We start from the raw sequence: 13,675 nt of genomic DNA, 5'->3' as shown, positions 1-13,675 counted from the left end.
ACGGCCCGGGCTGCAACGGGCCGCTCAGAGCGGGTCGGGGCCCTCCTGCTCGCGCCGCTGCTCCTCGCGCTTCTTGAGCTCGTGGGCGCGGCGCTGGGCCTCGGCCCGCTCGCGCACCTTGCGCAGGAACTCCTCGTCCTTCTCCGGGTCGGCGGCGGCGAAGCGCCCGCGACGCTCGTACTCCGGGTAGCTCGGTGCCGCGCCCTGCTCACGGGTCAGCGGTCGGACGGCAACCGGGCGGCCGGCGATGAACCAGGCGAGCGACCCGGCGAGCGGGAAGAAGAACACGATGAGCAGCCACCAGGTCTTCGCGAGGTTGCGCACGCTGTCCTCGCGCGCCGTGATCACGTCGACCAGGCAGTAGACCCACAGGACCAGGACCAGGAGGGGCGGCAGCAGGCGCAGCATCCCGGCATTGTGCCCCGGCCTCGCGCGCACCGCGTCAGTCTCACCGGCCGGCCGGTGAATCTGACGGGGTTGGACGACAAAACTGGCGCTGGGACGACGATGCTTCCTCGTCCCAGCGCCAGTTTCACCGGTCGGCCGGTGAAACTGACTCCGGCCCTCAGTACGACTTCGGCAGCCCCAGCGAGTGCATGGCCACGAAGTTGAGGATCATCTCCCGGCTGACGGGGGCGATCCGGCCCAGGCGGGCGGCGACGAGCATGTTGCCGAGGCCGTACTCCTGGGTCAGGCCGTTGCCGCCGTGGGTGTGCACCGCGACGTCGGTGGCGTTGCAGGCGACCTCGCCGCCGGCGTACTTGGCCATGTTGGCGTACTCGCCGGCCGTGAAGTCGTCGCCGGCGTCGTAGAGGGCGGCGGCCTTCTGCCAGAGCAGGCGCGCCTGCTCGAGCTCGATCTTCACCTTGGCGAGCGGGTGGGCGATGCCCTGGTGGGCGCCGATCGGCTGGTCCTTCCAGACCGAGCGCTCCTTGGCGTACTCGACGGCCTTCTCCAGCGCGTAGCGCGCGATGCCGCACGAGAAGGCGCCGCCCATGATCCGCTCGGGGTTGAGGCCGGCGAAGAGCTGCCACAGGCCGCCGTCCTCGTCGCCGACCAGCGCGTCGGCCGGCACTCGGACGTCGTCGAGGAAGAGGGTGAACTGCTTCTCGGGTGCCTGCCACGACATCGGGATCGGCTGCTTGGTGAACCCGGGGGCGTCGGTGGGTACGACGAACAGCGCCGGCTTGAGCTTGCCGGTCCTGGCGTCCTCGGTGCGCGACACGATGAGCACCGACTGCGCCTCGTCGACGCCGGAGATGAACGTCTTCTGGCCCTTGATCACCCACTGGTCGCCGTCGCGGGTGGCGGTGGTGGTGATCTGGTGGGAGTTGGAGCCGGCGTCGGCCTCGGTGATGCCGAAGGCCATCAGGTGCGAGCCGTCGGCAATGCCGGGGAGCCAGCGCTGCTTCTGCTCCTCGGTGCCGCAGCGGCTGATGATCGAGCCGCAGATCGCGGGCGAGACGACCATCATCAGCAGCGGGGCGCCGGCCGCGGCCGACTCCTCGAGGACCGCGGCCAGGTCGGCCATGCCGCCGCCCCCGCCGCCGTGCTCCTCGGCGATGTTGACGCCCAGGAACCCGTTGCGGCCCATCTCGAGCCACATCTCGGTCATCTTGCCGCCCTCACGGGCCTGCTTCTCGACGTACTCGCGGCCGTACTTGCTCGCCAGCTTCTTGACCGCCTCGCGCAGCGCGACGCGCTCCTCCGGCTCGGTGAACATGGTCTGGGTCATGCCGTTTCCTCCTGGGAGCCCGCGGGCTCGACGACGGCGAGCACGACGCCCGCCTCGACCTGCTGACCGGCGGTCGCCGACAGCTCGGTGACGGTGCCCGCGTAGGGCGCCGCGATGGTGTGCTGCATCTTCATGGCCTCCATCACGAGGATGGGCTGGCCCTCCTGCACGACGTCCCCGACCGCCGCACGGACCGCGATCACGCTGCCCGGCATCGGCGCGAGCAGCGAGCCCGCGGCCACCTGCGTGGACGGGTCGACGAAGCGCGGGAGGATCCGGAGCGTGGCGCCGCCGCGCGGCCCGTCGACGAGCACCGCGTCGTCGAGGACCCGGACGTCGTAGCGCCGGGTGACCCCGTCGACCTCGAGGACGACCTCGCCGGGCGAGGCGGACGTGACGACGACGTCGTCGCGCTCGGCGCTGCGGTAGCCGGCGCGGCCGCCGTACCAGAGCGCCTCGACCTCCTCGGCCCCCAGGCCGAACCGGGTCGAGCGCGGGCCGGCGTCCACGTTGCGGAAGCCGGCCGGGATCCGCGACTGCACCTTGGCCGCGGTACGGCGGTGCTCGCCCAGCGCGACCGCGCCGACGAGGGGCAGCAGGTCGTCGGCGGCGGCAGCGGCCAGGGTCTCCGGGTGGTCCCCGTAGAACGACGTCGCCAGGCCGGCCGGGTCGAGGAAGGCGGGGTGGCGCAGCGAGGCGACCAGCTGGTCGCGGTTGGTGACCAGGCCGTGGATCCGGGCCCTCTCGAGGGTGCGGGCGAGCGAGCGCGCGGCCTGCTCCCGGGTCGGCGCCCAGGCGATCACCTTCGAGAGCATCGCGTCGTAGAAGGTGCCGACCTCGTCGCCGGTCTCGAACCCGGTGTCGAGGCGGGTGCCGAAGCCGTCGAGCGCGAACGTGCCGTCGTGGTCGACCTCGAGCTCGAGCAGTCGCCCGGTCTGCGGCGCGTAGTCCGCGGCCGGGTCCTCGGCGTAGAGGCGGACCTCGATCGCGTGGCCCACGGGCTCGGTGACCGCCGGCACCGGCCGGCCCTCGGCAACGGCGATCTGCAGCTCGACCAGGTCGACGCCGTGGATCAGCTCGGAGACGGGGTGCTCGACCTGGAGGCGGGTGTTCATCTCCAGGAAGAAGAACCGCTCCGTGTCGGCGTCGTAGAGGAACTCGACGGTGCCGGCGCCGACGTAGTCGACCGCTTGGGCCGCGGCCCGCGCGGCGTCGTGCATCGCGGTGCGCACCGCGTCGGAGAGGCCGGGGGCGGGGGCCTCCTCGACGACCTTCTGGTGCCGGCGCTGCAGCGAGCAGTCGCGGGTGCCGAAGACCTCGACGTTGCCCGCGCGGTCGCCCACGACCTGGACCTCGACGTGGCGGCCGCGCTCGACGTACGGCTCGACGAAGACGGTGCCGTCGCCGAAGGCGGACTCGGCCTCGGCCGACGCCTTCTCGACCTCGCCGGCCAGCTCGTCGAGCGACCGCACGACCCGCATGCCGCGGCCGCCGCCGCCCGCGGACGCCTTGACCAGCAGCGGCAGGTCCGCCTCGGTCGCCGTGTCGACGGTGAGGTTCCCGAGGACCGGCACGCCGGCTGCGTCCATCAGCTTCTTGGACTCGATCTTGGAACCCATCGAGTCGATCGAGGCCGGGTCGGGACCGAGCCAGACCAGGCCGGCGTCGGCGACCTGCCGGGCGAAGGCGGCGTTCTCGGAGAGGAAGCCGTAGCCGGGGTGGATCGCGTCGGCGCCGGCCTTCCGTGCGGCGGCGATGACGAGGTCGCCGCGCAGGTAGGTCTCGGCGGGGGTGTTCCCCGGCAGGCGTACGGCGGCGTCCGCCTCGCGCACGAACGGCAGCCCCGCGTCGGCGTCGGAGTGCACGGCCACCGTCTCGATGCCGAGACGGCGGGCGGTGCGGAAGACGCGGCGGGCGATCTCGCCGCGGTTCGCGACCAGGATTCGAGTGATGGTCATGGGAGCCCTCACATCCGGAAGACGCCGAAGTTCATGGCGCCCTCGATCGGCTGGTTGTCGATGACGGACAGGCAGATGCCCAGCACCGTCCGGGTGTCGCGCGGGTCGATCACGCCGTCGTCGTAGACCATCCCGGACAGGACGTACGGGAGCGACTGCTCCTCGATCTGCGTCTCGACCATCTCCTTGATCGCGACGAAGCCCTCGGCGTCGAAGGGCTGGCCCTTCTTCTCCGCGGACTCACGGGCCACGATCTCCAGGACGCCCGCCAGCTGGGCCGGGCCCATCACCGACGACTTCGCCGAGGGCCAGGTGAACAGGAAGCGCGGGTCGTAGGCGCGCCCGTTCATGCCGTAGTTCCCGGCGCCGTACGACGCGCCCATGATCACCGTCAGGTGCGGCACCTTCGAGTTGGAGACCGCGTTGATCATCATCGCGCCGTGCTTGATGATGCCGCCCTGCTCGTACTCCGCGCCGACCATGTAGCCGGTGGTGTTGTGCAGGAACAGCAGCGGCGTGTCCTTCTGGTTGGCCAGCTGGATGAACTGCGCGGCCTTCTGCGCCTCCTCGCTCATCAGCACGCCGCGGGCGTTGGCGAGGATGCCGATCGGGTGGCCGTGCAGCTTGGCCCAGCCCACGCACAGCGCCGAGCCGTAGAGCGGCTTGAACTCGTCGAACGGCTGTCCGTTGTCGGGTCCGGTCCCGTCGACGATGCGCAGGATCGCCTCGCGCGGGTCGAAGGGCTCCTTGAGGTCGGTGGGGATCAGGTCGAGCAGGTCCTCGGGGTCGAGGTCGGGCTCGGCGTAGTCCCGCGTCGGCGGCGTGCCCTGCTTGCGCCAGTTCAGCCGGGCGACGGTACGCCGGGCGAGCCGGATCGCGTCGTGCTCGTCGACGGCCAGCGCGTCGGACAGGCCGGAGATCCGCGAGTGCATCTCCGCACCGCCCAGGGTCTCGTCGTCGGACTCCTCGCCGGTCGCCATCTTCACCAGCGGCGGGCCGGCCAGGAACACCTTGGCCTGCTCCTTGACCATGATCACGTAGTCGCTCATGCCGGGGACGTAGGCACCGCCCGCGGTCGAGTTGCCGAACACCACCGAGATCGTCGGCTGCTTGCGGGCGCTGGCCCGGGTCAGGTCGCGGAACCCGCGCCCGCCGGGGATGAAGATCTCCTTCTGGGTCGGCAGGTCCGCGCCGCCCGACTCGGTGAGGTTGATCGTCGGGAGGAAGTTCTTCTCGGCGATCTCGGCCGCCCGGAACGACTTCTTCAGCGACCACGGGTTGAGGGCACCGCCCTTGACCGTCGGGTCGTTGGCGACGATCAGGCACTCGACGCCCTCGACGACGCCGATGCCGGTCACCAGCGAGGCGCCGACCGCGAAGTCGCTGCCCCAGCCGGCCAGCGGCATCAGCTCGAGGAAGGCCGAGCCCTCGTCGACGAGCAGCTCGATCCGCTCGCGGGCGGTGAGCTTGCCGCGCTCGCGGTGCCGGGCGACGTACTTGCCGCCGGCCTCGACCGCCTTGGTCTGCTCCGAGTGCAGGTCGGCGATCTTGGCCTCCATGGCCGTGCGCCGGGACTGCTCGGGCGCTTCGGTGGTCGTCATGACTCGCTCACTCCCTCAAGCACCGCCTTCATCCTCTCCAGGGTCGTGCGCATGCCGCGCTCGTTGGTCTTGCCGCGCAGCCGGCCGAGGACCAGCCAGTAGCCGCGCATGTACCAGGCCGGCGTGAGCCGGAAGTACTCGGTGACGCGGGTTCCGCCGTTCTCCGGCTGGATCCGGTAGCCCCACGTGTTGAGCGGGTTGGCGTCGAGCCCGACGGCGAACTCGAAGACGCCCTCTGCGTTGGTGCCGGGCTCGACGGCCTTCGTGACGGTGCAGGGGGTCCAGTAGACCGGGCCGACGCCGTTGCGCCTCACGTGACCGCGGAACCGGGCACCGACGACCGGGCCGGTGGCGCCGTGGGTCCACTGCGCCTCGAAGGTCTCCGGCGAGAACTCGCCGATCCGGGTGACGTCGCTGACCAGCGCCCACACCTCGTCGACCGTCGCCTTCATGTGCACGCTCACCTCGCCGCCCAGCGGCTTCATCAGGTCCATCGCGCTCTCCTACGCGTAGCCGAGCAGACGCGCGGCCAGGTCGGTGAGGACCTCGGTCGCGCCGCCGCCGATCGGGAGCAGCCGGGCGTCGCGGTAGTGCCGCTCGACCTCGGTGCCGTGCATGTAGCCGGTTCCGCCGTGCAGCTGGACCGCGATGTCGGAGACCGCGACCGCGGTGTCGACAGCGGTCTGCTTGGCCAGGCAGGCCTCGGCGATCACGTTCTCGCCGGCGACGTGGCGCGCCGCGACGTCGAGCGTGTAGGTGCGCGCGACCTCGACCTGCCGGTGCATCTCGACCAGCTGGGCACGCACGACCTGGTTCTTGGTGAGCGGCTTGCCGAAGGTCTCGCGGTCGCGGGTGTAGGCCGCGGCGAGGTCGAGGCAGCGCTTCGCGTGGCCGTAGCCCATCAGTGCGAGGAAGATCCGCTCCACCACGAACTGCTGGGCGATGTAGTAGAAGCCCTGGTTCTCGCTCCCGACGAGGTTCTCGACCGGGACCCGGACGTCGACGTACGACAGCTCGGCGGTGTCGGAGCAGTGCCAGCCCATCTTCTTCAGGCTGCGCTGGACGGTGAAGCCGGGCGTGCCCTTGTCGACGACGATCAGCGAGATGCCGGCGTGGCCGGCCTCGCCGGTGCGGCAGGCGGTCACCACGAAGTCGCCACGCACCGCGGAGGTGATGAACGTCTTCGCGCCGTTGAGGACGTAGTGGTCCCCGTCGCGCACCGCCCGCGTGGTGATGCCCGCGACGTCGGAGCCGCCGCCGGGCTCGGTGATGCCGAGGCTGCCGATCATCTCGCCGGCGAGGGTGGGACGGACGTAGCGGTCGATGAGGTACGGCGAGCCGTTCTCGACCATGTGCGGCACCGAGATGCCGTGCGTGAACAGCGAGGCCATCAGCCCGCCGGACGCACCGGCCTCCATCAGCCCCTCCTGCAGCGCGCACGCGTCGAGCAGGTCCCCGCCCTCGCCGCCGGCCGCCTCGGGGTAGCCGACCGCGAGCAGGCCGGCCTTCGCCGCGGCCTGGGTGAGGCTGCGCGGCAGCTCGCCCGCGTCCTCCCACTCCTGCAGGCTCGGCATGATCTCGCGGCGTGCGAACTCGCTCGCCGAGTCCTTGAGCGCCTGGCGCTCCTCGCTCCATCTCATCGACTGGCCTCCGGCCCGGTGTTGGTTTTCCTGCGGTTTGGTCCCAAACCGCAGGAAAACGGCCCGAATTGATGCGGTTTGGGACCAATCGGCGTGCTTGTGACGCCCCGACGGCGGCTCACACCAAGTCCTCCTGGATGTGGACGATCCGGCTGCGGACCCACTCGCCCAGGCCCTTGGCCTGGGGGTCGAACCGGGTGGAGGCGGCGACGCCGTCGCCGAGCAGGCCGTGGATGACGACGTTGACCGCGCCCAGGTTGGGCAGCACGTAGACGTCGACGTCGAGGTCGCGGGCCTCGGGCACCAGCTCGCGGATCTTGCGGTCCTTGACGATCTTCGCCAGCCACTGGACGCGGGCCTCGTACTTCGGCGAGCCGTCGTTCTTCACCCACAGGCCGAGGTTCGCGTTGCCGCCCTTGTCGCCGGAGCGGGCGTGCACGAAGGTTCCGAGCGGCATCCGGCGGGTGATGGTGTCGGCCGGTGCGGGGTACGGCGAGGGCCGCTTGCCGAGCTCCGGGTCGAGCTCAGCGGGGTCGGCGAAGGTGGTCGGGTCTGCGATCACCTCGCGGCTGCCGTCGTGGTGGACCACGGTGTGCTGCACCTGGGCCCGGTCGACGTACTCCGGGGTGTAGATGCCGAACGGACTGGGCTTCTGCGGCGGCGTGGTCATCGTGAAGCCGGGGTAGCTGGCGAGCGCGAGCTCGACCGCGGGACCGGTGAACGGCTTGCCGAGCGGGCCCGCGTCGGGGTCCTTGCCGATGCACCGCAAGATGACCGAGGCGCCCTCCTCGGTGTCCGCGTCGCCCGTGCGTGCGGGCGTCTGGGTCCACGTCACGTCGGCGACGCTCAGCTGCGGGTCGAGCTGGCTGCGCAGCCACTCGGCCTTCGCGTCGACGTCGAGGCCGGTGAGCACGAACTCGAGCTGGTTGCGGTAGCCGCCGAGGCGGTTGACCGCGACCTTGAGCCTCTCCGCGGGCGCGGAGCCGGTGACACCGCTGATCTCGACCCGGTCGGGGCCCTGCTGGCGCAGCCGGATCGAGTCGAGGTGCGTGGTCACGTCGGGGTTGAGGTAGCGGGTCGTCTGGATCTCGTAGAGCAGCTGCGCGGTGACGGTGTCGACGGTGACCGCGCCGCCGGTGCCGTCGTGCTTGGTGATCACGCTGCTGCCGTCGGCGGCGACCTCGGCGATCGGGAACCCGAGGGGCCTGTCCATGGGGGCGCCGGCCTTGAACAGGTCGACGAAGCCGGAGAAGTTGCCGCCGGTGGCCTGGGTGCCGCACTCGATGACGTGGCCCGCGACGACCGCACCGGCCAGTGCGTCGTGGTCACCGGGGGTCCAGCCGTGGTGGGCGATCGCGGGACCGACGACGACACTGGCGTCGGTCACGCGCCCGGTGACGACGATGTCGGCGCCACGGGCCAGGGCGGAGGCGATGCCGAACGCGCCGAGGTAGGCGTTGGCGGTCAGCGCCCCGTCGAACAGCCCTGCCGCGCGCAGGTCGTCGCCCTCGACGTAGGCGACCTTGGCGCCCGTGCCGAGCTCCTCGATCTTCCGGGCGAGACCGGCCGGGTTGAGGCCGCCGGCGTTGCTGACGATCTTGACGCCCTTGTCGAGGGCGAGGCCGAGGGTGTCCTCGAGCTGCGTGAGGAAGGTGCGGGCGTACCCGAGCTCGGCGTCGCGCAGCGTGTCCATGCCGAGGATCAGCATGGTCAGCTCGGCGAGGTAGTCGCCGGTGACGACGTCGACCTCACCTCCCTCGAGCTGCTCCCTCAGGGCGGAGAGGCGGTCGCCGTAGAAGCCGGAGCAGTTGGCGATCCTCAGGGGTGTGGTCATCGGGGGTCCCTTCCGCCGCCGGCCGGGCCGGCGAACGCCTGCGCGATGGTGAGCCACTTCTCGGCGTCGTCGCCGACGGCCTTCAGGTCGGTGTCGTCACGGTGCACCCGCTGGGTGACCAGCTGGCAGAAGTCGTACGCCGAGCCGGTGACGATCTGGGGTGCGTCCTGCGGTCCCCAGGTCCACAGCTCGCCGCTCGGCGCCGTCAGCTCGACCCGGAACTCCTCGGCCGGCGCCTCGAGACCGTTGTTGGCGTAGGAGAAGTTGCGGGTGCGCACGCCGATGTGGGCGACGTGGCGGATCCGGTCGGTGACCTCGGGACGCACCCCGATCGCGTCGTACACGTCGAGGGCGTGGGCCCAGGTCTCCATGAACCGCGCGGTCGCCATCGAGGTCGGCGCCATCGGCGGCCCGAACCACGGCATCTTGAGGCCGTCGGGGTAGGCCTGCAGCGCGGCGACGAGGGCGGGCCGGGCGGCGTCCCAGCGGGCCAGCAGCTCCTCGGGGGCGAGCGCGCCGATGCGCATCGCCTCCGCGTCGACGAACCCGGTCGGGTCCTCGATGGCGGTGAGCACCACGGCGTCCCACGCCTGCTTGCCCTCCTCGCTCAGCGCGCCGGCCGCCAGCACCGCGACCTCGTCGGTCCACAGCAGGTGGGCGATCGTGGTGGCGACGTCCCAGCCCTCGGCCGGGGTCGGCGTACGCCAGGCGTCGGCGTCGAGGGCGGCGACCGTCGTGCGGAGCTGGTCGCCCTCGGCACTCAGGTCGGCGATCACGTCGTCGAGGACACTCATCCGTCTTCTCCCTGGGGGTCGGCCGGGTGCAGCGCGGCGTCCAGCGTGCGCGCCCACTCGGTGAGGATCCGGCGGCGACGACGGGCGTCGTCGCCGAGCGTGTTGGCGAGGCCGAGGCCGCGCACCAGGTCGAGCGTCGCCTGCACCAGCTCGCGGACGCCGGGCTGCGCCTCGTCGACGCCGAGCAGCTCGACCGTCAGCCGGTGGGTCTCGCGGCCGACGTGCTGCTCCAGCGGTGCGACCGCCTCGTGCAGGCCCGGGTCGGTGCGCGCCGCGACCCACAGCTCGAGCGCCGCGGTGAAGACCGGCGAGGCGAAGTGGTCGCCGAGCATCTGCATGACCGCCTCGGTGCGCCCGCGTCCGGCCGGCAGCTTTGCCGCGGCGGCCTCGAGGTCGGAGCCGCGGATCGCGGTGAGGTGACCGACGGCCGCGACGACCAGGTCGTTCTTGGTCGGGAAGTGGTGCAGCTGCGCGCCGCGGCTGACACCCGCGCGCTCGGAGACCAGGGTGGTCGTCGTACCGCCGAAGCCCTTCTCGACCAGCAGCTCCACCGTCGCGTCCATCAACCGCTGCCGCATGGCGCGGGTGCGCTCCTCCTGCGGGACGCGGGTCGTGGTCACGCCGCCAGCATGGCGTCGTACTAACAAACAGTCAAGACTGACTTTAAGTTTCGACCTGTCAGTCGATCCGCGCCACCAGCGGCAGCCGGCTCCGCGCGCACAGCCCCACCGCTGCGGCGGTGAGCAGCGGCAGGCCGACGACCACGAGCCCGAGGAGCGGCCAGGGGACCACGAGCAGCGAGCTGCCGTCGTCGCCGCGGGACAGCGGTCGGCTCACCGCGATGCCGGGGATGAACCCGATCGGCGTACCGAGCAGGGCGCCGGCCAGTCCCACCACCAGCGCGTACGCCGCCGCGACCCGCCTGCGGGTGCGCGAGCGGGCACCGACCGCTGCCATCGTGGCGAGGTCGGGCCGGGCGTCGGACAGGGCGAGGAAGGTGGCGGTGAGGGTGCCGCCGAGCATCAGGATGCCGCCGAGGACCGCCAGCACCCACTGCAGGATCCGCACGCCGTCCTCGGGCTGGTAGCCGCGCTCCACGACGAGCGGGCCGGCGCCGGGAACGGTCGCCAGGGCCTCGGTCAGGTCCGCCTGGGCGGCGACCGAGACGGTCGGGGCGATGGTCAGCCCCACGGTGCCGACGTCGAGGCCGAGGTCCTTCGCGACGGCCGGGGGCAGCACCGCCTCGACCGTCCCGCGGCCACCGTCGGCCCGCACCACCACGGCCGGAGCCTCGAGGCTCGCAGTCGGGGCTGCGGAGCCGTCCTCGTCGACGACCACGTGCACCGTGTCGGCCACGTCCGGACCGAAGGCCTCGGAACCGCGGACGACCACGATCCGGCCGGCGGCGAGCGCGCGGTCGGCGACGGCCCGGTCGCCCGGAGCCAGCCCGACCGCGTCGGGCACCGCGGAGCCGACCAGGAAGCCGCTGCCCAGCGACCCGCTCGCGGCCAGGCCGAAGGGGTCGCCGGCGACGTCGAGGGAGACGTTCGTCCACGTGTCGCCGGTGCCCTGGCGCACGCCGACGACCTCGTCGACGCGGGCGCCGGGGACGCGCTTCGCGAGCACCTGGCGTACGGCGGCCGGGTCGGTGCCGGGCTCGACCGGGACCGCGGCGTACCCGTCGGCGAGCAGCGGGTCGTAGTCGCGCTCGTCGGCTGCCTGCTGGCTGGCGAGGGCGAGGCCGAGGGTGATCACCCCGGCGACGGTCGCGCCGACGGCGGCGACGGCCGGGACCGTGCGGGTGCGGTGCCGGGCGGCGTCCCGGGCGGCGAAGCGCAGCGCCAGCGGGAACCTGCGGGCGAGCTGTCCCACCAGTGCGACGACGGTCGCGACGAGCAGGATCATCCCGACGACCGAGAGCAGCGCGGACGCGGCCACCAGCGCCGGGGAGGCGCCGCTCGCCCGGGAGCCCAGCAGACCGGAGGCGATGGCCGCCCCGACCAGGACCAGGCCGAGCACCGGCGAGCGACGCGAGGGCCGCCCCTCGCCGCGGCGACCGGCCAGCACGGCGACCACGTCCTGGCGCGAGGCCGAGAACGCAGGGACGACGGCCGCCAGGACGGCTGCCGCAAGGCCGAAGCAGGCGACCACGGCCAGCAGCGGCCAGGGCACCTCCAGCGGTCCGAACCAGGTGCCCTGGAAGCGCTGCGCCACGGGCACCAGCAACGCCCCGACGCCGATCCCGAGGACGGCGCCGAGCAGGCCGCCGGCCAGCCCGACCACGACACCGGAGGCGAGGACGGTACGGCGTGCCTGGGCCGGCGTCCCGCCCGCGGCCGCGACGAGCGCGAGCGTGCGCGCCTGGGACCGGGCGCGGACGGCGAAGGCCGGCCCGGCGAGCAGGACGACCTCGAGCAGCACCATCGTGGCGACCAGCAGCAGCGCGGTGAGCCGGGTCTCGTCGACGGGCTCGTCGGTGACCACCTCGGGCGGCAGCGCCGAGTCCGGCGGTGGGTCGGTCAGGACCTGGCGCGAGGCGGCGAGCAGGCCGACCGCGTTGAGCGCGCGGACGTCGTCCCAGCTCACCGGGCCGCCGCCGACCAGCCAGCTCGGCTGGTCGTCCGGGGTGCCGAGCGCGCCGGGGAGGACCGCCGCGACGGGCTCCTCGCGGGTGGTCGCGCTCGTGGCGATGCCGACGACGTGCAGGTCGGTGCGGGTCTCGCCGTCCGCCGTACGGCGCAGCACGGTCAGCGTCTCGCCGAGACCCGGCCCGCGCCCGGCCGCCACGGGGTTGACCACGACCTCGTCGGCGGCGCTCGGGTAGCGGCCGTCGTCGAGGCGGAACAGTCCCTCGGTGAGCGGGTTCGCGAGATCGGTCTCGGTGACCAGGAGGTCGCCGACGCCACGGTCGGTGCGGTAGGAGAGGTACTCCCGGGCCAACGGCACGAGCTCACGGTCGGCGCCGAGGACCCCGCGCACCTCCTCGGCGCTCGCCACGTGCTCGTCCTCGCTGACCCAGGAGGTGGTGCCATCGGGGTCGAAGGCCTGCACCACCTCGGACGTACCGCTGCCGCTGACCAGGGCGGCCGACGCACCCATCCGGCGGTCGACGCCCTCGGCGCCGGAGACGCTGGCGGTGCGCCACACGACCGCGGCCGCGGCGACGGCGAGCACGGGTAGGCAGACGAGGACGAGCATGAGCGTGGTCTGTGCCTTGCGGCGCCAGGCCTCCCGACGCGCGAGCCGCAGCGCGACCCGCCAACCCCCCAGGGCGTGGCTGCGGTGGCTCATCGCGCGGCCGGCTCGGTCAGCACGTCGACCCGGTCGGCGCCGGTCTCGTCGACGACCACGCCGTCGCGCAGGAACACCACCCGGTCGGCCCAGGCGGCGTGCCGCGCCTCGTGGGTGACCAGGACGCCCGCCGCGCCGGCGTCGCAGCGCGCGCGGAGCAGCTGGAGGATCCCCTCGCCGGTCTCGGTGTCGAGGGCGCCGGTCGGCTCGTCGGCCAGGATCAGCCGGCGCTCGCCGACGACGGCACGGGCGATGGCGACCCGCTGCTGCTGGCCGCCGGACATGTTGTCGGGGAACCGGTCGGCGAGGTCGAGGATGCCGACCTCCGCCAGTGCGCGCCGCGCCTCGGCCCGGGCCTGGCGGGGGCCGATCCCGTCGAGCTCGCGCGGGAGGGCGACGTTCTCGGTCGCGGTGAGCGCGGGGATCAGGTTGAAGCCCTGGAAGACGTAACCGATCGACGTACGCCGCATCCGCGCCCGTCCCTGCTGCCCGAGCCGCGCGAGGTCGACACCCTCAACGCTGACCTCACCGCTGGTCGGCTGGTCGAGCCCGCCGGCGATGGTGAGCAGGGTCGACTTGCCGGAGCCGGAGGGGCCCATCACGGCGACCAGCTCACCGGGGTGGGCCGCGAAGGAGACGCCGCGCAGGGCGAGCACCTCGTGCGGCGCGATGCCGTGGGTGCGGGTGACGTCGGTGAGCTGGAGGACGGGGTTCATCGCTCTTGCTTTCGGGAGAGGAGGCGGGTGGCTCGGATGCGCTGGAGCCGGTCGCGGGCGTCGGCGAGCCAGCGCCGCTCGGCCCGGTCGAGACGGCGGGCCTGGT

General features: G+C 72.8%; 11 protein-coding genes. All 11 read right to left on the bottom strand.

The genetic code is table 11. From position 1 onward, the window contains the following. Positions 1–24 precede the first annotated feature (24 nt). A complete protein-coding gene (locus BJ958_RS20425) occupies positions 25–408 on the bottom strand; it encodes a PLD nuclease N-terminal domain-containing protein (RefSeq protein ID WP_179728690.1) in 384 nt (127 codons plus the stop codon). A 157-nt stretch (positions 409–565) separates the two neighbouring features. Further along, entirely contained in the window at positions 566–1,735 is a 1,170-nt protein-coding gene (locus BJ958_RS20420; RefSeq protein WP_179728689.1) for an acyl-CoA dehydrogenase family protein, read from the bottom strand. Next, positions 1,732–3,693 (bottom strand): acetyl/propionyl/methylcrotonyl-CoA carboxylase subunit alpha, encoded by a 1,962-nt coding sequence (locus BJ958_RS20415; RefSeq protein WP_179728688.1) that lies wholly within the window; start codon positions 3,691–3,693, stop codon positions 1,732–1,734. Before BJ958_RS20415 ends, BJ958_RS20420 begins: the two co-directional genes overlap by 4 nt. An 8-nt stretch (positions 3,694–3,701) precedes the next feature. Continuing rightward, on the bottom strand, positions 3,702–5,294 hold the full coding sequence (locus BJ958_RS20410) for an acyl-CoA carboxylase subunit beta (protein ID WP_179728687.1): 1,593 nt from the start codon (positions 5,292–5,294) through the stop codon (positions 3,702–3,704). Then, positions 5,291–5,788, bottom strand: a complete 498-nt coding sequence (locus tag BJ958_RS20405) for an SRPBCC family protein (protein ID WP_179728686.1) — start codon at positions 5,786–5,788, stop codon at positions 5,291–5,293. The genes BJ958_RS20410 and BJ958_RS20405 overlap by 4 nt, the downstream gene beginning before the upstream one ends. 9 nt (positions 5,789–5,797) lie before the next feature. Beyond that, positions 5,798–6,934: an acyl-CoA dehydrogenase family protein gene (locus BJ958_RS20400; protein ID WP_179728685.1), complete on the bottom strand. Its 1,137-nt coding sequence runs from the start codon at positions 6,932–6,934 to the stop codon at positions 5,798–5,800. A 118-nt stretch (positions 6,935–7,052) separates the two neighbouring features. Next, a complete protein-coding gene (locus BJ958_RS20395; RefSeq protein ID WP_179728684.1) occupies positions 7,053–8,768 on the bottom strand; it encodes an acyclic terpene utilization AtuA family protein in 1,716 nt (571 codons plus the stop codon). Further along, positions 8,765–9,562, bottom strand: a complete 798-nt coding sequence (locus tag BJ958_RS20390; RefSeq protein WP_179728683.1) for a TIGR03084 family metal-binding protein — start codon at positions 9,560–9,562, stop codon at positions 8,765–8,767. The genes BJ958_RS20395 and BJ958_RS20390 overlap by 4 nt, the downstream gene beginning before the upstream one ends. After that, complete coding sequence (locus BJ958_RS20385; protein ID WP_343052756.1) at positions 9,559–10,182, bottom strand: TetR/AcrR family transcriptional regulator; 624 nt, start codon at positions 10,180–10,182, stop codon at positions 9,559–9,561. Before BJ958_RS20385 ends, BJ958_RS20390 begins: the two co-directional genes overlap by 4 nt. A gap of 58 nt (positions 10,183–10,240) precedes the next feature. Further along, positions 10,241–12,853 carry an FtsX-like permease family protein gene (locus BJ958_RS20380; RefSeq protein ID WP_179728682.1) on the bottom strand — a complete coding sequence of 871 codons (2,613 nt, stop codon included), beginning with the start codon at positions 12,851–12,853 and terminating at the stop codon, positions 10,241–10,243. Continuing rightward, complete coding sequence (locus BJ958_RS20375) at positions 12,850–13,569, bottom strand: ABC transporter ATP-binding protein (protein ID WP_179728681.1); 720 nt, start codon at positions 13,567–13,569, stop codon at positions 12,850–12,852. Before BJ958_RS20375 ends, BJ958_RS20380 begins: the two co-directional genes overlap by 4 nt. Positions 13,570–13,675 lie beyond the last annotated feature (106 nt).

Source organism: Nocardioides kongjuensis (genome assembly GCF_013409625.1).
GTDB classification, from domain to species: domain Bacteria; phylum Actinomycetota; class Actinomycetes; order Propionibacteriales; family Nocardioidaceae; genus Nocardioides; species Nocardioides kongjuensis.
This window is presented reverse-complemented; position numbering and strand designations above follow the sequence as displayed.